The following is a 16,550-nucleotide window of genomic DNA, read 5'->3' as shown; positions in this document are numbered from 1 at the left end:
TTCTGCGATCAGCCTTCGAGCTTCGCGTATTTCGGCGCGGCCTCGTTCAGAATGCGCAGGATCTTCTGCAACGCGCTGGGCTCGTCCGTTTCTTCCATCGCCGCGAGTTCGCGGGCAAGGCGGCTCGAGGCTGCCTCGAAGATCTGGCGCTCCGAATAGCTCTGCTCTGGCTGGTCATCGGCGCGGAACAGGTCGCGCGTCACTTCGGCGATCGACACGAGGTCGCCCGAATTGATCTTCGCTTCATATTCCTGCGCACGGCGCGACCACATGGTGCGCTTCACCTTGGGCTTGCCCTTGAGCGTTTCCATGGCCTCTTCCAGCGTCTTGTTGCTGGACAGCTTGCGCATACCCACGCCTTCGGCTTTGTTGGTCGGAACGCGCAGTGTCATTCGCTCTTTTTCGAAGCGGAGCACATACAGCTCCAGCTCCATGCCCGCGATCTGCTCTTTTTGCAGTTCGATCACACGGCCAACGCCATGCTTGGGGTAAACGACATAATCACCAACGTCAAAGGACAGCGCCTTGGCAGCCATTTGATACCTTTCCAATTTGACCGGGGGAACGGGCCGTCGCGGGGCATGGACGCAAAAGGCCATGCCGGGAGGTCCACGGCGCCACCGTCAAGACATGAAGTTCTTTTCTCCAGGGTCGGGCAGGGGGATGTCCGACCGTTGCGAACCCGCTTAGCAGATTCGTAACAAAATTACCACCCCCGGACACAAAGTCTGGGGGTGGCGCTGGATAGCAGGCGCAAGAGGCGGGAATTCAGCTGCCCGAACCGGGCTCGGGCGAGAAGAACTGGTCCAACTTGTTCTCGACCCCGTTCATGGCTTCGGCATCGGCGGGCGCGTCGCCCTTGACCGTGATGTTGGGCCATTCGGCGCTATATTTGGTGTTGAGTTCCAGCCATTTCTCAAGACCGTTTTCGGTGTCGGGCAGGATCGCCTCGGCCGGGCATTCGGGTTCGCACACGCCGCAGTCGATGCATTCGTTGGGATTGATGACCAGCATGTTCTCGCCCTCGTAGAAACAATCCACGGGGCAGACCTCGACGCAATCCATGAATTTGCAGCGGATGCAGTTGTCGGTGACGACATAGGTCATTGGCTGGGCACTCTTGGTTCACTTGAAAAATCGCGGTCCTGCTATGCCCCCGCGCCGCGCAGGTCAATGAGGATATTGTTGGCACGGAATTAGGCACGGTTTGACCATCGCGGTCGCTCCCCCGCCTTCAGCTGCCGACCGTCAGTTCCTCGTAGCAGGCCTGTGCTTCGGGCGCGGGGCCGCGCCGGGCCGGCAGCGCAACGACCCGAACTACACGCACCCGGTCGAAATGGGGAAAGGTGATGAGGTCGCCCGCCCGCACCGGTGCATGGGCGCGCTCGATGCGGCGGCCGTTGAGGCGGATATGCCCGTCCTCGGCCAGCGCATGGGCGAGCGAGCGGCTTTTCGACAAGCGCGCGAACCACAGGAATTTGTCGATGCGAAGGCTAGGGCCATGCCCCACCGCCGCTGCGTCAGCCATTGCGCCCCAGCAGCTCGGCAAGCCCGGCAAAGGCGTTGTTGGCGGGCGCGGGCGTGCTCCCGGTGGCAGGGCGCGGGGCGCGGTCCTTGGGGGGACGACGCTCGCCCTCGGGCCTTGGGCCGCGCGGTTTGGCGCCATGGGGCTGACGGTCGGGGCGCGGTTTCTGCCGCCCCCTGAATGCCCAGTTCGCGCCTGCGGGTGCGGGAACAGCCGCTTCGACCGGTTCCGCGCCTTCGACCGGCTCGACCGTGTCCGCGTTATCGTCAGGCGCAGGGGCCGCCGCCGGCTCGACCGGGCGGAAGCCTGCCAGCCGCATCAGCGTCAGGAAGGCCGGTTCGTTGAGGCCCAGCGACACGATCTGCGGGCTGGTCGCGGTGAAAGGCTCGTTCTTCGCGATGGCTTCGTGCGCGGCGCGGGCCATGCGTTCGGCCATGTCGATGCGCAGCATCTGGTCGCCGAAGCCACGGAAGCCCGCGATCCGCGCGCCCATCTGCTCGGGCCTTTCGCCCGCCGGGATCAGCGTCAGGCCGGGGCCGGGCAGCGGCAGGCACGGCTTGGCGATCCGCGCGGCCAGCAGCGCCGAACGCCAGCGCGCCGCGCCGGGCTTCAACAACCCCGGATGATAGATGTCGAGCACGCCGATATCGATCCCCGCCTTGCGCAACAGGTGCCGCTGGTCCTTGTCCAGGTGGCCGAGCGCGGCGTCGAGGTCGATGCGCGCAATCACGCCGCCTGCGTCCGTCAACTGCGCGAACACGGCGCGCACCACCGGCGGAACGGCTGGATCTGCGGCGCTCTCCCCCATTTTGACGAGGGGGAGGAGGTGCTTCTGCTTCTGCGCGTCGAACCAGGCGACGAGTCGGGTCAGAACTTGCTTCTGCACATCCTGACCCATCGCCATCAGCGCGCGGTCGAGCCGGATTTCCGGCGACAGCAGCGTGGGGCCGGCGAGCAGGGTCGCGACCGGAACCTCTCCCCATGCGATGCCGGGTGCCTGTCCCGCCTCGTCCGTCAGCGCGAAATCCGCGTCGGGAGCCGCCACCAATTCTTCAGCCTTCACGCGCAACACCTTTCCAAGCCGGCGATCCGCCGCCGCCAGCAACAATTTGCGATCGGCAAGCCGCGTAGCGGGATCGACGGAGAATCGGAAGCCGTCAAGTCGCCCGATCGTCTCGCCATCGACGCAGACTGTCCCGTCCTGCTCCACCGTGACCGGCAGGTTGCTCGCATTCTGGCCGATGTCGCGCAGCAGGATCGACGTGCGGCGGTCCACGAAACGCTGCGTCAGCGCGGCGTGGAGCGCGTCCGAGAGCTTTTCCTCCAGCGCGCGGGTCCGCTCGGCCATCTCGGCGGGATGGGCAAGCCAGTCGGCGCGATGCGCGATATAGGCCCAGGTGCGCGCGGCGGCGATCCGGCCCGAAATCGTGTCGATATCGCCCTGCACCGAATCGAGTCGCGCGACCTGGCCCGCGAACCAGTCGCGCGGGATATGCCCGCTGCCCTCCGACAGGTAACGCCAGATGCGGCTCACCAATCGGGCATGATGGTCTGCGCCGAGTTTCTGGAAATCGGGCAGCCCGCATGCCGCCCACAGCCGTTCGACCTGCCGTTTGCCCTTCGCCCGCTCGATCACCAGCGGGTCGTCGGCCAGGCGTTTGAGCACGGCGAGATCGACCGCTTCGGGCGCGGCGCGCAATTGGGGGCGGTCGGGCTTTTCCTCCAGGTCGGCGATCAGGCGGGCGAGGCTGTCGGTGCGCGGTGTGCCGTCGCGCCAGTAAAGCTGGTCGATGGGCGGAAAACGATGCGCCTCGATCGCCTCGATTTCCTCGGGCATGAAGGCAGCGTCGCCATCCTCGTGGCCCAGGCTCCCGAACGTTCCATCCTTATGATGCCGTCCTGCGCGCCCTGCGATCTGCGCCATCTCGCTGACGGTAAGGCGGCGGGTGCGTCGCCCGTCGAACTTGCGCAGCGAGGCAAAGGCGACGTGCGCGACGTCGAGGTTCAGCCCCATGCCGATGGCGTCGGTGGCGACCAGATAATCGACCTCGCCGTTGAGGAACATCTGGACCTGCGCATTGCGGGTGCGCGGCGACAGTGCGCCCATCACCACTGCCGCGCCGCCCCGGAAGCGGCGCAGCATCTCGGCGACGGCATAGACCTCTTCGGCGGAAAAGGCGACGATGGCGGATCTTTTGGGCAGGCGGGACAGCTTCTTGGCACCCGCATAGGACAATGTCGAAAAGCGCGGGCGGCCGATGATCTCGATATCGGGGACCAGCGCCTTGACCACCCGGGCGATGCTGGCCGAACCCAGGATCATCGTTTCCTCCCGGCCGCGCGCGCGCAGGATGCGGTCGGTGAAGATATGTCCGCGCTCCGGGTCCGCGCCCAGCTGCGCTTCGTCCAGCGCCACGAACGCGAATTCGCGGTCCAGGCTCATCGATTCGGCGGTGCACAGGAAATAGCGCGCGCCCGGCGGCACGATCTTTTCCTCGCCGGTGATGAGAGCGACTTCGCCCGGCCCCTTGATCGCGACCACGCGGTCGTAAACCTCGCGCGCCAGCAGGCGTAGGGGAAAGCCCATCATGCCGCTGGAATGGCCGCACATCCGCTCGACCGCCAGATGCGTCTTGCCGGTGTTGGTCGGTCCCAGGACCGCAGTAAGGGGGGAGCGGGCGAACTGGGCCATTGCCGTCTATGTCGGGCACCGTGGCAGGTTCGGCAAGGGGAATTGCGGGTTCCGCACCACCTGCGCGGGTGATCGGGCGAAGGGCACGCTTCGTCGCTATGGCGGGGCGTCGAGGGACCTCTTTATTTGACATTAACCCTGTGCCTTCACAACGGTCCCGCCCACGCATGGCGCGGGGGACGTTGCCGGGCGGCTCAACCCCCGGGGGGATGCGGGTTTGTTTCAGGATCGATCGTTCGGAATGCAGCAGGGCGGCGCGACGGCGTCGCTGTGGGCGACCGAAGCGTTGCGCGGACCAAAGCCCGCGCAGGACTGGCGCGCCCGCTTGCGCGAATGGGCGGACCAAGTCGATCTCGTCCCCGACCTGGGCCAGCGGATCGGCAGCCGTACCTGGTTCCGTGGCCTTGCCACCTGTTTCGGCCTGTGCGCGACTGCGCTCTATCTGTCACCCGGCTTCCATCCGGTGCCTGGCGCGCCCGGCCCGCTGTTATCCGACGCGCAATATGACGAAGTGCGCAGCCAGATGACCACCCCGCTGGCGCTGGGGGCGGACAGCGGGCGGCACATGGGGCCGACCGACGCCGTCCAGCCGCTGCGCGCCACGCCCGAGCGCCCGCAGATCGAACTGAGTGCCCAGGTGGGGAGCAGCGACACGCTCGCCCGCGCCCTGTCGCGCGCAGGCGTCAGCGGCGGGGATGTCGCCACCGTCATGAGCATGGTCGGCGGGGATATCGGCGCGGGCGTCAGGCCCGGAACCCGGCTCGACATCGTCCTTGGCCGCCGCGCCAGCCGCGACCGGCCACGCCCGCTCGACCGGCTTTCCTTCCGCGCCCGGCTCGACCTCGACATCGAAATGGCGCGGGCGGGCGGCACGCTCTCCATCCGCCGCGTGCCCATCCGCGTCGACAGCACGCCGCTGCGAATCCAGGGCGTGGTGGGCGACAGCATCTACCGATCGGCCCGCGCGGCGGGCGCGCCGCCCAGGGCGGTGCAGGCATTCCTGCGCGTGATCGCGGGGCAGGCGGACCTCGGGAGCATCGGTGCGGGTGATCGTTACGATATCGTAACAGAATACCGCCGTGCGGAAACCGGCGACGTGGAAGTGGGCGAACTTCTCTATGCGGGCCTCAAGCGCGCGAGGGGCAAATCCATCGACATGCTCCGATGGACGAAGGACGGTCGGTCCGAATGGTTCGAGGCGTCGGGCGTAGGGGAACGGCGCGGAGAGCTCATCTCGCCGGTGGCCGGACGGATCACTTCGGGCTTCGGGATGCGCCGCCATCCGATCCTGGGCTATATGCGCATGCACGCGGGTGTCGATTTCGCGGCCCATTATGGCGCGCCCGTCTACGCGGTGACCGACGGCACGGTCACCTTTGCCGGGCGGCATGGCGGGCACGGCAATTTTGTGCGGCTCCAGCATGGCGGCGGCCTTGGCACGGGCTATGCGCATCTGAGCCGGATCGCGGCGGTGCCGGGTCAGCGGGTGCGGCGCGGGCAGGTGATCGGCTATGTCGGATCGACCGGCCTGTCGACGGGACCGCACTTGCACTACGAACTCTATCGCAACGGCGTGACGGTCAATCCGCTGTCGGTCAGGTTCACCGCTACGGCGCAACTGGCCGGAGCCGACTTGGCCGCCTTCCGGGCGAAGCTGGCGCAGTATCGCGCCCTGCGCGTGGGATTGCACGACAGTTTCGCGCGAGGGGCAGCCGCCGACCCGACAGCGAGGGTCGAATAAGCCGCTTTATGGTTGTCGTCCGCTCGGCTAACGGGCGGCGATGACCCCGAACGTCACTGCCATCCTGCTCGCGGGCGCGCGCCCCGTTCCCGACCCGCTCGCTCTTGCGGCAGGCGTTGCGGTCAAGCCGTTGGCGCCGGTCGCCGGGCGACCGATGATCGACTATCCCGCACGCGCGCTGCTCCGCCATCCGGCGGTGGCGCGGCTCGTCGTCCTGACCCAGCGGCCCGACCTCTATGCTGACGATCCCGCGACCGCCTGGCTCGCCGCCGATCCGCGCGTGCGGTTCGAAACGGGCGGGCAGGGCATCGCCTCGTCGCTGCTGGCGCTGATGGAGGGGGAGGGCGTTTCCTACCCCCTGCTCGTCACCACCGCCGATCACGTGCTGCTCGATGCGGCGATGCTCGACCAGTTTGTGGGCGAAGCGCAAGGTGTCGATCTCGCTGTCGCGCTGGTCGAACGGCGCACGCTGCTTGCCCGCTATCCGCAGTCGCGCCGGACCTGGCTCAAGTTCCGCGACGGCTGGTGGTCGGGGGCGAACCTCTTCTGGTTCGGCAGCGCCAAGGCAAAGCGGATCGTCGCGCTATGGCAGGAAGTCGAGCAGGATCGCAAGAAAGGGTGGAAGGTCCTGACCGCCTTCGGTCCGACCGCGCTTATCGGCGCGGCGCTGCGCATCCTCACCCTGCGCGGCGGCGTCGCGCGGGTCGGCCGTAAATTCGGTCTCGCAGCGCGCCTGGTCGCAATGGACAGCGCAGAAGCCTGCATCGACGCGGACAAGGTCGACGACGTGATCCTCATCGAATCGATCCTGCAAGGGAAAAGCGAAGGCGCGATCCAGCCATAGCCCGACCCGACCGGGCGCGACGTTACCGCCGGAACGTCTCCGCCGCCGCGCAGGCCAGCGCGTCGGCGCGCTCGTTTTCCGGGTGGCCGGCATGGCCCTTTACCCATCGCCACGTCACCTGATGCCGCGCGGTGGCCTTCAGCAATTCCTGCCACAGCTCGGCATTCTTGACGGGCTTTCTGTCCGCCGTCTTCCATCCGTTCTTCTGCCAGCCGAAGACCCATTTGGTGATGCCGTCCATCACATATTTGCTATCGGTATGCAGCGTCACGCGGCATGGCTTGGTAAGGGCGTTCAGCGCCTCGACCGCCGCCATCATTTCCATGCGGTTATTGGTGGTCTGCGCCTCGCCGCCGGATATGTCCTTTTCCTTGTCGCCAAAACGCAGGACAGCGCCCCAGCCGCCCGGACCGGGATTGCCCTTGCACGCGCCGTCGGTGAAGATGTCGACTTGCGGACGATCGCTCATGCGCCGAGCAGGTCCGCCGGATCGGCCTTCGCATAAAAATCGAGCCGCCGCAGATAGGCGAGCGGGTCCTTGCGCGTCACCAGTGCGTCGGCGGGCGTGTTGATCCAGTCATAGGCGCGCGTCAGCAGGAAGCGCAGCGCCGCGCCCCGGCACAGCACCGGAAATGCCTCGCGCTCGGCATCGCTCAGCCCGTGCGTGCCCTCATATCCCGCGCCCAGCGCTGCCGCGCGGTCTCCGTGCCAGGTCGCGCCATCGTGGCTGAACACCCACGCACTGTGGGTCACGGCCAGGTCGTAGGCGCGGATGTCGGTGCAGCTGAAATAGAAGTCGATGAGGCCGGTCACCCGGTCCCCCAGCATCAGCACATTGTCGGGGAACAGGTCCGCGTGGATCACGCTGCGCGGCAGGTCGGCAGGCCAGTACGCGTCGAGGAAGGCAAGTTCATCCGCCACCCGCGCGGAAAGTCCCGGTGCGATGCGATCGAAATCATCCCCGCACTTCGCGGCGAGATCGTGCCATCCCGCCCTGTCGAGCGCATTGCGCCGCTCGCCGCCGAAACCTCGTGCCGCCCGGTGCAACTCGCCCAGCGCCGCGCCCGCCGCGCGCGCCTGCGCCGGGGTCGGCTCGGTCACGCTGATGCCGGTCAGGAATTCGATCAGGCAGGCCGACCGGCCGCCCAGCTGTTGCAGTCGCTGTCCGTCCCGGTCCGCGATGAACCGGGGGACGAGGCATCCGCGCGCGCCGAGATGATCGAGCAGATCCATGAAAAAGGGCAGGTCCGCTTGGTCCACCCGCTTTTCGTAGAGCGTCAGGATATAGCGATGTCCGTTCCCGTCCGCGCCGGTCGTTTCGAGAAGATAGTTGCTGTTCTCCACCCCCTCCGCGATGCCTTTGGCCGACACGAGCCGTCCGGCGTCGTAGCGGGTCAGGAAAGCATCGATCTCTTCGGCGGGAACATGGGTATAGACCGCCATGCCTCAGGCTGCCTCCAACCCGCGCGGCAGCTTGAAGGCGATGCTCTCGCGCGCGGTCTCCACCTGTTCCTCTGTCACCGCGAAGCGTTCGGCGATGCGCTCGGCGACTTCGCGCACCAGCACTTCGGGTGCGGACGCGCCTGCCGTCAGGCCCAGCGTGGACACGTCGGCAAGCCAGTCGAAATCGATCTCGTCCGCGCGCTGGATCAGGCGTGCGCGCGTCCCCTCGCGCTCCGCCACTTCGACGAGCCGCAGCGAGTTGGAGCTGTTGGGCGCGCCGATGACATAGAGCGCGTCGCACCGCGCGGCGATCGCCTTGACGGCGGTCTGGCGGTTGGATGTGGCATAGCAGATGTCCTCGCCCTTGGGCGCGGCGATGCCGGGGAAACGGCGCTCCAGCACCGCGACGATGGCGGCGGTGTCGTCCACCGACAACGTCGTCTGGGTGAGGAAGGCAAGGTTGTCCGCGTCGACGGGGGTGAAGGCGTGCGCGTCCTCCACCGTCTCGATCAGGGTCATCGTGCCTTCGGGCACCTGTCCGAACGTGCCGATGACTTCGGGATGGCCCCGGTGGCCGATGAACAGGATGTGGCGGCCCGCATCCACCTGCCGCTCCGCCTGCCGGTGCACCTTGCTGACCAGCGGGCAGGTGGCGTCCAGATAGTCGAGCCCGCGTTCTGCCGCCCTGGCAGGCACTGCCTTGGGCACGCCATGGGCGGAAAAAACGACGGGAAGGCCGTCGGGCACCTGATCCAGTTCCTCGACGAAGATCGCGCCCTTGGCCTTCAGGCTGTCGACCACATATTTGTTGTGGACGATCTCGTGCCGGACATAGACGGGCGCGCCATATTTCTCGATCGCCTTTTCCACGATGACGATGGCGCGGTCGACCCCGGCGCAAAAGCCGCGCGGCGCGGCGATCAGCAGGGTCAGTGGGCGGCGTTCGGCGGGCGCGTCTGTCATGCTCTGCCGCTTAGGCGAATGTGCCGTGCGAAGAAAGAGCCTTGAGGTTGCGTGGCGCGCGGGGGATGGATAAGGAAGCGCAAAGTCGGCGGCTTCGCCCGGCTTTCGCCTTTTTGAGGATTGTCTGCCCGTGAAAATCGCTCCCCTCGCCACGACTGCCATGCTCGCCCTCGCTTTGGCGGGCTGTTCGCGGCGGGGCGAGATCGACGCGACGGGCGGCGTCGTCGCGGTGCGCTCGGCCTGCCCGACCGCCGCGATTCCCGCCGGGACCGGGGATGTCACTCTGTTCAATCCCGCAAGCAGCACCGATGCGTCCGCGATCGACGTCGTCGCGAACATCACCGATCTGCGCTCGACCTGCGCGGACGGCGCGCAATTCTATACCGAAGCGACCTTCACCGTGAATGCGCGCCGCACCGACGCCAGCGCCGCGCGGCAGGTCACGCTGCCTTATTATTCTGCGGTCGTGCAGGCCGGCACCAACGTCATCGCCAAGCGTGTCGGCCAGGTGACGCTGAACTTCGCGCCCGGCCAGCTGCGCGCCAGCGCGCAGGCGAAGGCCGGTTCTTATGTGGACAAGGCCGCCGCGACGCTGCCCGCCGACATTCAGGCGAAGATCACGCAGAAGCGCAAGGCGGGCGATGCCGACGCCGCGATCGATCCCTTCGCCCAGCCGGACGTGAAGGCGGCGTTGCAGCGCACCAGTTTCGAGCTGCTGGTCGGGTTCAACCTGACGCAGGACCAGCTCCGATATAATGCGACCCGTTAAGCGCAGCCCCATTCCCCGTTCGGGCTGAGCAAAGTCGAAGCCCGGCCTTTCTTGACGAAAAGAGCGGCCCTTCGACTTGGTTCAGGGCGAACGGACCTTTGCCAGGAAAGTGTCGTCCCGTGTCCCTTTACACCCGTTTCGCCGCCCATCTCGACACCGTGCTCGACGCGCTGGAGGCGCAGGGCACGCTGCCGCCCGGCCTCAATCGCAAACCCGTGACGGTCGAGCCGCCCCGCGACCCGAGCCATGGCGACCTTGCCACCAATGCCGCCATGGTGCTGGCCAAGCCCGCAGGCACCAATCCCCGCGCGCTCGCCGAAGCGATCGTCGCCCGGTTGCAGGCGCTGGACGAGGTGGAAAGCGCCGCCATCGCCGGGCCGGGCTTCATCAACATGACCCTCACCGACGCGACGTGGCGTGAGGAACTGGGCACGATCCACGCGGACGGCGACGACTACGGGCGCTCGACCGTGGGGCAGGGCGTGACCGTCAACGTCGAATATGTGTCGGCCAATCCCACCGGCCCCATGCACATGGGCCATTGCCGCGGCGCTGTGGTCGGCGACGCGCTGGCGACGCTGCTCGAATATGCCGGGCACAAGGTGATCCGCGAATATTATATCAACGACGCTGGCGGCCAGGTGGACGTGCTCGCCCGCTCGGCGCATCTGCGCTACCGCGAGGCCCTGGGCGAGGATGTGGGCACCATCCCAGAGGGGCTCTATCCCGGCGACTACCTGATCCCGGTGGGGCAGGCGCTGGCGCAGGAATATGGCGATCGGTTCGTCGGCGCGCCCGAAAGCGAATGGCTCGTCCTCTTCCGCACCTTTGCCGTGGCGCGAATGATGGACATGATCCGCAGCGATCTCGCGCTGCTCGGCATTCATCACGATCTTTTTTCCTCCGAAGCGGAATTGCAGGCGGCAGGCAAGCCCGATGAGGCCGAAGCGTGGCTGCGCGCCCACGACCTCGTCTATGACGGCACGCTCGAAGCGCCCAAGGGCGAGCTGCCCGACGATTGGGAACCGGTTGAGCTGCCGCTGTTCCGTTCGACCCGGTTCGGCGACGATCAGGATCGGCCCATTAAGAAATCGAACGGCTCGTGGACCTATTTCGGCGCGGACATGGCCTATCATTTCCAGAAGGCCCAGAGCGCCGACCAGCTGATCGACATCTGGGGTGCGGACCATGCCGGGACGGTGAAGCGCATTCAGGCCGCCGTCGCTGCGTTGACGGAGGGCAAGGCGCGCTTCGACGTGAAGCTTATCCAGATGGTCCGCCTGCTGCGCGACGGCGAGCCGGTCAAGATGTCGAAGCGCGCGGGAAATTTCGTGACGCTCGCCGATGTGGTGCGCGAAGTGGGCAAGGATGTCGTCCGCTTCACCATGCTGACGCGCAAGGCCGACGCTCAGATGGACTTCGATTTTGCCAAGGTGGTCGAAGCGTCGAAGGACAATCCCGTCTTCTACGTGCAATATGCCCATGCGCGCATTTCCTCGCTCGGCCGCCGGGCGGAGGAAGCGGGCATTGCCCTGCCGCAACCGGACCTGTCCCTTCTTGGGACGGCGGAGCTTGGCCTCGTCAAGCTCGCCGCGCAGTTTCCCCGCGTCGTCGACGGCGCGGCACAGGTCCGGGAGCCGCACAGGATTGCCTTTTATCTCAATGATTTGGCCTCCGCCTTCCACGGCTGGTGGAACATGGGCAACGACGATCCGCGCGCCCGCGTCATCCTGGCCGACGATCCGGCGCTCACCGCAACCCGGCTTTTCCTCGCGATGGGAATCGGGCAGATTATCCGCAACGGGCTCGCCCTGATGGGCGTGGCCGCTCTCACGGAAATGAGCTGAAGGCGAAGGGCGACCATGGGTGAGTATGCGCGCGGTAGATTGGATCTGGACGACGAAGATCGTCTTCCGTGGCTGGAACCGGCGGTCGACGATGTCGATGACGACCGTATTTCCCCGCTCCGGCTGCTCGGCCTCATCCTGCTCGGCCTCGCGATCATCGGCGGCGTCGTCGCGGCGGTATGGTGGGTGCAGAACCGTCCGGGCACCGGCGGGGCGGGCGAAGGCCAGCTGATCGCCGCGCCGGCGGGCGGCTACAAGATCGCGGCGAACGAGGCGGACGCCCGGAAATTCGACGGAGAGGGCGACGCCAGCTACGCCGCGAGCGAGGGCGTCGCGCGGGACGGACGCATCGATCCCAGCCGCGTGCCCGAAGCGCCCATCGCCAAGACCGCGCCTGCGCCGGTTGCCACGCGCCCCGCCGCGCCCGCCCGCCCGTCGCAGAGCGTCACCGCAAAGGTCACCGACGAAACCCACGCGACCGCGGCCACCGCCGCGCCCAAGGCCGCACGCAGCGGCACGATCCAGCTCGGCGCCTATGGCAGCGCGGCACTCGCCAAGGATGCGTGGGGCAAGCTGTCGAAGCGGTTCGCCTATCTCTCCCCCCTCGCCATGACGGTCGAGCCGGTGGAAGTGGGCGGCAGCACCCTCTATCGCCTGCGGGTGGCGGCGGGCGGACAGGCGAGCCTTGTCTGCGGCAAGCTCAAGGTCGCGGGCGAAAGCTGTCTCGTCGTCAACTGACGCGCGCGACAGGCCGTTCGACAAAGTTCTTCGACTTCGGACCTGTCTGCCGTTACCATCGGACGTCATGAAGCCAGTCATCTTCGGCCTGTCCGGTCCCGCCCTTACGCCCGACGAGCGCGCCTTCTTCGCGCAGGCGCAGCCCGCTGGCTACATCCTGTTCAGGCGCAACTGCGTCGATGGGGCACAGATGCGGGCGCTCACCGACGATCTGCGCAGTCTGCACGGGCGCGACGACCTGCTCGTCATGATCGATCAGGAAGGGGGGCGCGTCGCCCGGATGCAACCGCCTCAATGGCCCGCCTTCCCGGCGGGGGCCGCGTTCGACCGCCTCTACGATCGCGCGCCGTCGAGCGCCATCGCCGCCGCCCGCGCCAACGCCCGCGCCATCGCGCTGATGCTGGCGGAGGTCGGCGTCACCGTCGACGCGCTGCCGCTGCTCGACGTGCGGCAGGACGGCGCGAGCGATATCATGGGCGACCGAACGCTGGGCGCGGAACCGATGCGCGTGGCGGCGCTCGGCCGTGCGACGCTCGAAGGACTGGCGGACGGCGGCGTGGTGGGCATCGTCAAGCATATGCCCGGCCACGGTCGCGCCACGGTCGACAGCCATCACGAACTGCCCGTGGTGGACGCAAACCTCAACGCGCTCGAAACCGATCTTGCGCCGTTCCGCACCCTGCGGTCCGCGCCGATGGGGATGACTGCGCATGTCGTCTATACCGAATGGGACGCGGCCCGCCCCGCCAGCCTGTCGCCCACGATCATCGGGGAGATTATTCGCGACTCGATCGGGTTCCATGGGCTCTTGATGTCGGACGATCTCGATATGCAGGCGTTGCAGGGCAGCATTCCCGACCGCGCGGCGGGCGTGGTCGCGGCGGGATGCGATCTGGCGCTCAATTGCTGGGGACGGATGGACGATATGGTCGGCATCGCCGAACGGCTGCCCGACCTTTCCGATCTGTCTCGCGCGCGGCTCGACCGGGCGATGGCATCGGTGACGCGCGGCACGGATCAGCCGCCGATGGAAGAATTGCTTGCAACCCGCGACGCCCTGCTGGGACTGGTGGCGGCTTGAACGACGACCTGTTCGAAACCACGGCGGTGGCGCCGCCCCATACCCTGACCGTCAGCTTCGACAGTTGGGAAGGTCCGCTCGACCTGCTGCTGACGCTGGCGCGCGGGCAGAAGGTGGACCTGCGTGAAATCTCTATCCTTGCGCTGACCCAGCAATATCTCGCCTTCATCGACAGCGCCCGGCAGCTCAAGCTGGAAGTGGCGGCGGACTATCTCGTCATGGCGGCCTGGCTGGCCTACCTCAAATCCGCGCTGCTGCTCCCGCGGGCCGAGCAGCCCGATCCCAGCCCCGAGGAACTGGCGCTGCGCCTGCAATTGCGGCTCCAGCGCCTCAACGCCATGCGCGACGCATCGGCGCGTCTGATGGCGCGGGACCGGGTCGGGCGCGACGTCTTCACCCGCCGCGCGCCCGAGGGGCTGCGTCTCGTCCGCAAGGCGAAGTGGCGTGCGAGCCTCTACGACCTCATCGCCACCTACGGCCAGATTCGCGCCCGCACGCAGCCGGTCGTCCATACCGTCGCCGTCCGCCCGGTGATGACGCTGGACGAAGCGATCCAGCGCGTGGGCGCACTCATCGGGGCGGCGATCGACTGGACCCGGCTCGAAGCTTTCCTGCCCGTCGAAATCGACACGCCACGGGCGAAGTCGGCTTTGGCCAGCAGCTTCGTCGCCGCGCTGGAGCTTGCGCGGCAGGGGCGGGTGGACATCGCGCAGGACGGCATCTTCGCGCCCCTCTACCTGCGCGCCGCCGCACCGGAGGCGCACGCATGATGCCCGAGCCGGACGACTTTCTGCGCGCGGTCGAAGCGACGCTGTTCGTGGCCGAGGGGCCGCTCACCCCCGCCGAAATTCGCCAGCATGTGGGCGATGGCGGCGACCTGTCCACATCGCTGTCCGCGCTTGCCGACCTTTATGCCGGGCGCGGCATCAATCTGGTCGAGCGGGGCGGGCGCTGGCATTTCCAGACCGCGCCCGACCTTTCCCACATCCTGCGTCGCGAAAAGGACGAAACGCGCAAGCTGTCTCGCGCCGCGATGGAGACGCTGGCGATCATTGCCTATCACGAACCGGTAAGCCGCGCGGAGATCGAGGCGATTCGCGGGGTTCAGGTCGCCAAGGGGACGCTCGACGTGCTGATGGAGGCGGGCTGGGTTCGTCCCGCCGGGCGGCGCGAAGTGCCCGGACGCCCCCTCATCTATGCGACGACGCCCGAATTCCTGTCGCATTTCGGCCTTGCCAGCCGCCGCGACCTGCCGGGGATGGAGGATCTGCGCGCCGCAGGCCTGCTCGATCCCGTCGATCTCGCGCTGGAGGGTCTGGCCGGGCAATCCGTTGTGGAAAATGACGAGGAAGACGCCTAGATAGGCCTTCTGCTAGGAGTATTTAAACATGGGTTCCTTTTCGCTGATGCACTGGGTCATCGTGCTCCTGGTCGTCATGCTGCTGTTCGGTGGCGGTCGCATTTCCGGCCTGATGGGCGACGTGGCCAAGGGCATAAAGAGCTTCAAGAAGGGCATGGCGGAGGATGACGACGTGCCTGCCAAGCCCGCCACCCGGATCGAAGGGCATCGCGTTCCCGAACAGGACGCGCCCAGCGCCACGGAAGAAAAGACGAAGGCCTGAGCCTCTTCTCCAGCACAGGCCGGTAGCGCTCCATGTTTGGCATCGATTCGTCCGAATTCCTGGTGATCGTGATCATTGCGGTGATCGTCATCGGTCCCAAGGATTTGCCCCGCGCGCTTTACAAGGTGGGGCAGATCGTGGGGAAGGCGCAGGGCATGGCGCGCCATTTCCGCACCGGCATCGACGCGATGGTGCGGGAAGTGGAGCTGGAAGAACTGGAAAAGAAGTGGGCGGCGCAGAACAAGCGCATCATGGAAGAACATCCGCCCGAAATCGCCGGAGGCTCGCTGCCCTCGCCCGAGGGTGAAAGCTCTCCGCCCCACCTTGGGCAATCTTCGGCGGCGGATGTCGCTGCCCCGCCCGCGCATCCGCCCTTCGTCGCGCAATCCGCCCCGCCGCAGGTTCCCACGCCGCCCGCCGCGACGGAAGGGCCGCCTTATCTCGCCGCTCTTTCCGATCCCGCCTCGCACAAGGGTGACGCGGCGGCATGATGACCGACATCGACGACAGCAAAGCGCCGCTGCTCGACCATCTGATCGAACTGCGCAGCCGCCTGCTCAAATGCGTCTACGCCCTGTTCCTTTCGGGCGCGGTCTGTTTCTATTTTTCCGAACAGCTTTTCGCGATCCTCGTCCACCCGCTGAAGGAAGCCTTTGGCGACGGTGGCGGTCGGCTCGTCTACACCAAGCTTTACGAAGCCTTTTTCGTCCAGGTGAAGATTGCGGTATTCGGCGCTTTCTGCCTGTCCTTCCCGATCATCGCGAACCAGCTATGGGCCTTCGTCGCGCCGGGTCTCTATGCGAAGGAAAAGAAGGCGCTCCTGCCCTTCATCCTTGCGACTCCGTTCCTTTTCGCTCTGGGTGCCAGCCTCGCCTATTTCGTGGTGATGCCGACCGCCTTCCACTTCTTCCTGGGGTTTCAGGGAAACAGCAGCGGTCTGGCGGTCGAAGCCTTGCCCAGCGCCGACGCCTATCTCGGCCTCGTCATGCAGTTCATCCTCGCGTTCGGCATCTGCTTTCTGATGCCGGTGCTGCTGATGCTGCTCAACCGCGCGGGCTTCGTCTCGCGAGCGCAGCTTATCGGGATGCGCCGCTACATGATCGTGGCGGCGTTCATCCTGGCGGCGGTGCTGACCCCGCCCGATGTGGTGTCCCAGCTGATGCTGGCGATCCCGCTGCTCCTGCTTTACGAGATCACGATCGTCGCGATCTGGTTCACCGACCGCAGGCAGGTGGGCGACGCGACCGCCGATGACGCCGGGGAAGCGTCCGCTCAGGACGCCTAA

18 protein-coding genes are annotated in these 16,550 nt (G+C 66.9%); 11 read left to right on the top strand and 7 right to left on the bottom strand.

All coding sequences use genetic code 11. The annotated features are described in order from the left end of the window. Positions 1 to 8: 8 nt before the first annotated feature. From DI606_RS05505 to DI606_RS05490, 4 genes are all read right to left on the bottom strand, one after another. On the bottom strand, positions 9 to 536 hold the full coding sequence (locus DI606_RS05505; protein ID WP_293980423.1) for a CarD family transcriptional regulator: 528 nt from the start codon (positions 534 to 536) through the stop codon (positions 9 to 11). A gap of 232 nt (positions 537 to 768) precedes the next feature. After that, positions 769 to 1,107 carry a ferredoxin FdxA gene (gene fdxA / locus DI606_RS05500; RefSeq protein WP_293980422.1) on the bottom strand — a complete coding sequence of 113 codons (339 nt, stop codon included), beginning with the start codon at positions 1,105 to 1,107 and terminating at the stop codon, positions 769 to 771. A gap of 127 nt (positions 1,108 to 1,234) precedes the next feature. Next, positions 1,235 to 1,528: a S4 domain-containing protein gene (locus DI606_RS05495; RefSeq protein WP_293980420.1), complete on the bottom strand. Its 294-nt coding sequence runs from the start codon at positions 1,526 to 1,528 to the stop codon at positions 1,235 to 1,237. Beyond that, a complete protein-coding gene (locus tag DI606_RS05490) occupies positions 1,521 to 4,217 on the bottom strand; it encodes a helicase-related protein (protein WP_293980418.1) in 2,697 nt (898 codons plus the stop codon). The genes DI606_RS05495 and DI606_RS05490 overlap by 8 nt, the downstream gene beginning before the upstream one ends. Positions 4,218 to 4,458: 241 nt before the next feature. On the opposite strand from DI606_RS05490, the gene DI606_RS05485 reads away from it, so the two are divergent. Then, entirely contained in the window at positions 4,459 to 5,958 is a 1,500-nt protein-coding gene (locus tag DI606_RS05485; protein WP_293980417.1) for a M23 family metallopeptidase, read from the top strand. A 40-nt stretch (positions 5,959 to 5,998) separates the two neighbouring features. Continuing rightward, complete coding sequence (locus DI606_RS05480) at positions 5,999 to 6,802, top strand: nucleotidyltransferase family protein (RefSeq protein ID WP_293980416.1); 804 nt, start codon at positions 5,999 to 6,001, stop codon at positions 6,800 to 6,802. Positions 6,803 to 6,824: 22 nt separating this feature from the next. Here DI606_RS05480 and rnhA read toward each other — a convergent pair whose 3' ends face one another. Genes rnhA through ispH form a run of 3 tightly spaced genes read right to left on the bottom strand, consistent with a single transcriptional unit; the run spans position 6,825 to position 9,208 of the window. Further along, positions 6,825 to 7,271 (bottom strand): ribonuclease HI, encoded by a 447-nt coding sequence (gene rnhA / locus DI606_RS05475; protein ID WP_293980414.1) that lies wholly within the window; start codon positions 7,269 to 7,271, stop codon positions 6,825 to 6,827. Next, complete coding sequence (gene thrB, locus DI606_RS05470; protein WP_293980412.1) at positions 7,268 to 8,245, bottom strand: homoserine kinase; 978 nt, start codon at positions 8,243 to 8,245, stop codon at positions 7,268 to 7,270. The genes rnhA and thrB overlap by 4 nt, the downstream gene beginning before the upstream one ends. Before the next feature lie 3 nt (positions 8,246 to 8,248). Continuing rightward, entirely contained in the window at positions 8,249 to 9,208 is a 960-nt protein-coding gene (ispH, locus tag DI606_RS05465; RefSeq protein WP_293980411.1) for a 4-hydroxy-3-methylbut-2-enyl diphosphate reductase, read from the bottom strand. A 160-nt stretch (positions 9,209 to 9,368) separates the two neighbouring features. On the opposite strand from ispH, the gene DI606_RS05460 reads away from it, so the two are divergent. The 9 genes from DI606_RS05460 (at position 9,369) to tatC (ending at position 16,550) form a co-directional block, all read left to right on the top strand. Continuing rightward, on the top strand, positions 9,369 to 9,977 hold the full coding sequence (locus DI606_RS05460; protein ID WP_293980486.1) for a hypothetical protein: 609 nt from the start codon (positions 9,369 to 9,371) through the stop codon (positions 9,975 to 9,977). Positions 9,978 to 10,096: 119 nt separating this feature from the next. Continuing rightward, positions 10,097 to 11,824, top strand: coding sequence for an arginine--tRNA ligase (gene argS / locus DI606_RS05455; RefSeq protein ID WP_293980409.1), 1,728 nt, complete (start codon positions 10,097 to 10,099; stop codon positions 11,822 to 11,824). Between the two features lie 15 nt (positions 11,825 to 11,839). Beyond that, positions 11,840 to 12,562, top strand: a complete 723-nt coding sequence (locus tag DI606_RS05450) for an SPOR domain-containing protein (RefSeq protein ID WP_293980407.1) — start codon at positions 11,840 to 11,842, stop codon at positions 12,560 to 12,562. Between the two features lie 67 nt (positions 12,563 to 12,629). Beyond that, positions 12,630 to 13,643 carry a beta-N-acetylhexosaminidase gene (nagZ, locus tag DI606_RS05445; RefSeq protein WP_293980405.1) on the top strand — a complete coding sequence of 338 codons (1,014 nt, stop codon included), beginning with the start codon at positions 12,630 to 12,632 and terminating at the stop codon, positions 13,641 to 13,643. An 8-nt stretch (positions 13,644 to 13,651) separates the two neighbouring features. Further along, the gene (locus tag DI606_RS05440) at positions 13,652 to 14,413 is read left to right on the top strand and encodes a ScpA family protein (RefSeq protein ID WP_293980485.1); all 762 of its coding nucleotides are present in this window, start codon (positions 13,652 to 13,654) and stop codon (positions 14,411 to 14,413) included. Further along, on the top strand, positions 14,410 to 15,003 hold the full coding sequence (gene scpB / locus DI606_RS05435; protein ID WP_293980403.1) for an SMC-Scp complex subunit ScpB: 594 nt from the start codon (positions 14,410 to 14,412) through the stop codon (positions 15,001 to 15,003). Before DI606_RS05440 ends, scpB begins: the two co-directional genes overlap by 4 nt. A gap of 28 nt (positions 15,004 to 15,031) precedes the next feature. After that, the gene (locus DI606_RS05430; protein WP_293980401.1) at positions 15,032 to 15,265 is read left to right on the top strand and encodes a twin-arginine translocase TatA/TatE family subunit; all 234 of its coding nucleotides are present in this window, start codon (positions 15,032 to 15,034) and stop codon (positions 15,263 to 15,265) included. A 32-nt stretch (positions 15,266 to 15,297) separates the two neighbouring features. Beyond that, positions 15,298 to 15,756, top strand: a complete 459-nt coding sequence (gene tatB, locus DI606_RS05425) for a Sec-independent protein translocase protein TatB (protein ID WP_293980399.1) — start codon at positions 15,298 to 15,300, stop codon at positions 15,754 to 15,756. Further along, positions 15,753 to 16,550: a twin-arginine translocase subunit TatC gene (tatC, locus tag DI606_RS05420; protein WP_293980398.1), complete on the top strand. Its 798-nt coding sequence runs from the start codon at positions 15,753 to 15,755 to the stop codon at positions 16,548 to 16,550. Before tatB ends, tatC begins: the two co-directional genes overlap by 4 nt.

Source organism: Sphingobium sp., assembly GCF_003248505.1.
Lineage (GTDB): Bacteria > Pseudomonadota > Alphaproteobacteria > Sphingomonadales > Sphingomonadaceae > Sphingobium.
Note: the sequence above shows the minus strand (reverse complement) of the source record. Positions and strands in the feature narration are given on the sequence as shown.

Bases quoted from the DNA above. Each gene is read 5' to 3' on its own strand.
- DI606_RS05490 (WP_293980418.1), bottom strand. From the start codon at position 4,217: ATGGCCCAGTTCGCCCGCTCCCCCCTTACTGCGGTCCTGGGACCGACC.
- tatC (WP_293980398.1), top strand. From the start codon at position 15,753: ATGATGACCGACATCGACGACAGCAAAGCGCCGCTGCTCGACCATCTG.
- rnhA (WP_293980414.1), bottom strand. From the start codon at position 7,271: ATGAGCGATCGTCCGCAAGTCGACATCTTCACCGACGGCGCGTGCAAG.
- DI606_RS05485 (WP_293980417.1), top strand. From the start codon at position 4,459: ATGCAGCAGGGCGGCGCGACGGCGTCGCTGTGGGCGACCGAAGCGTTG.
- tatB (WP_293980399.1), top strand. From the start codon at position 15,298: ATGTTTGGCATCGATTCGTCCGAATTCCTGGTGATCGTGATCATTGCG.
- thrB (WP_293980412.1), bottom strand. From the start codon at position 8,245: ATGGCGGTCTATACCCATGTTCCCGCCGAAGAGATCGATGCTTTCCTG.
- DI606_RS05450 (WP_293980407.1), top strand. From the start codon at position 11,840: ATGGGTGAGTATGCGCGCGGTAGATTGGATCTGGACGACGAAGATCGT.
- DI606_RS05430 (WP_293980401.1), top strand. From the start codon at position 15,032: ATGGGTTCCTTTTCGCTGATGCACTGGGTCATCGTGCTCCTGGTCGTC.
- scpB (WP_293980403.1), top strand. From the start codon at position 14,410: ATGATGCCCGAGCCGGACGACTTTCTGCGCGCGGTCGAAGCGACGCTG.
- fdxA (WP_293980422.1), bottom strand. From the start codon at position 1,107: ATGACCTATGTCGTCACCGACAACTGCATCCGCTGCAAATTCATGGAT.
- DI606_RS05505 (WP_293980423.1), bottom strand. From the start codon at position 536: ATGGCTGCCAAGGCGCTGTCCTTTGACGTTGGTGATTATGTCGTTTAC.
- nagZ (WP_293980405.1), top strand. From the start codon at position 12,630: ATGAAGCCAGTCATCTTCGGCCTGTCCGGTCCCGCCCTTACGCCCGAC.
- DI606_RS05480 (WP_293980416.1), top strand. From the start codon at position 5,999: ATGACCCCGAACGTCACTGCCATCCTGCTCGCGGGCGCGCGCCCCGTT.
- DI606_RS05460 (WP_293980486.1), top strand. From the start codon at position 9,369: ATGCTCGCCCTCGCTTTGGCGGGCTGTTCGCGGCGGGGCGAGATCGAC.
- ispH (WP_293980411.1), bottom strand. From the start codon at position 9,208: ATGACAGACGCGCCCGCCGAACGCCGCCCACTGACCCTGCTGATCGCC.
- DI606_RS05495 (WP_293980420.1), bottom strand. From the start codon at position 1,528: ATGGCTGACGCAGCGGCGGTGGGGCATGGCCCTAGCCTTCGCATCGAC.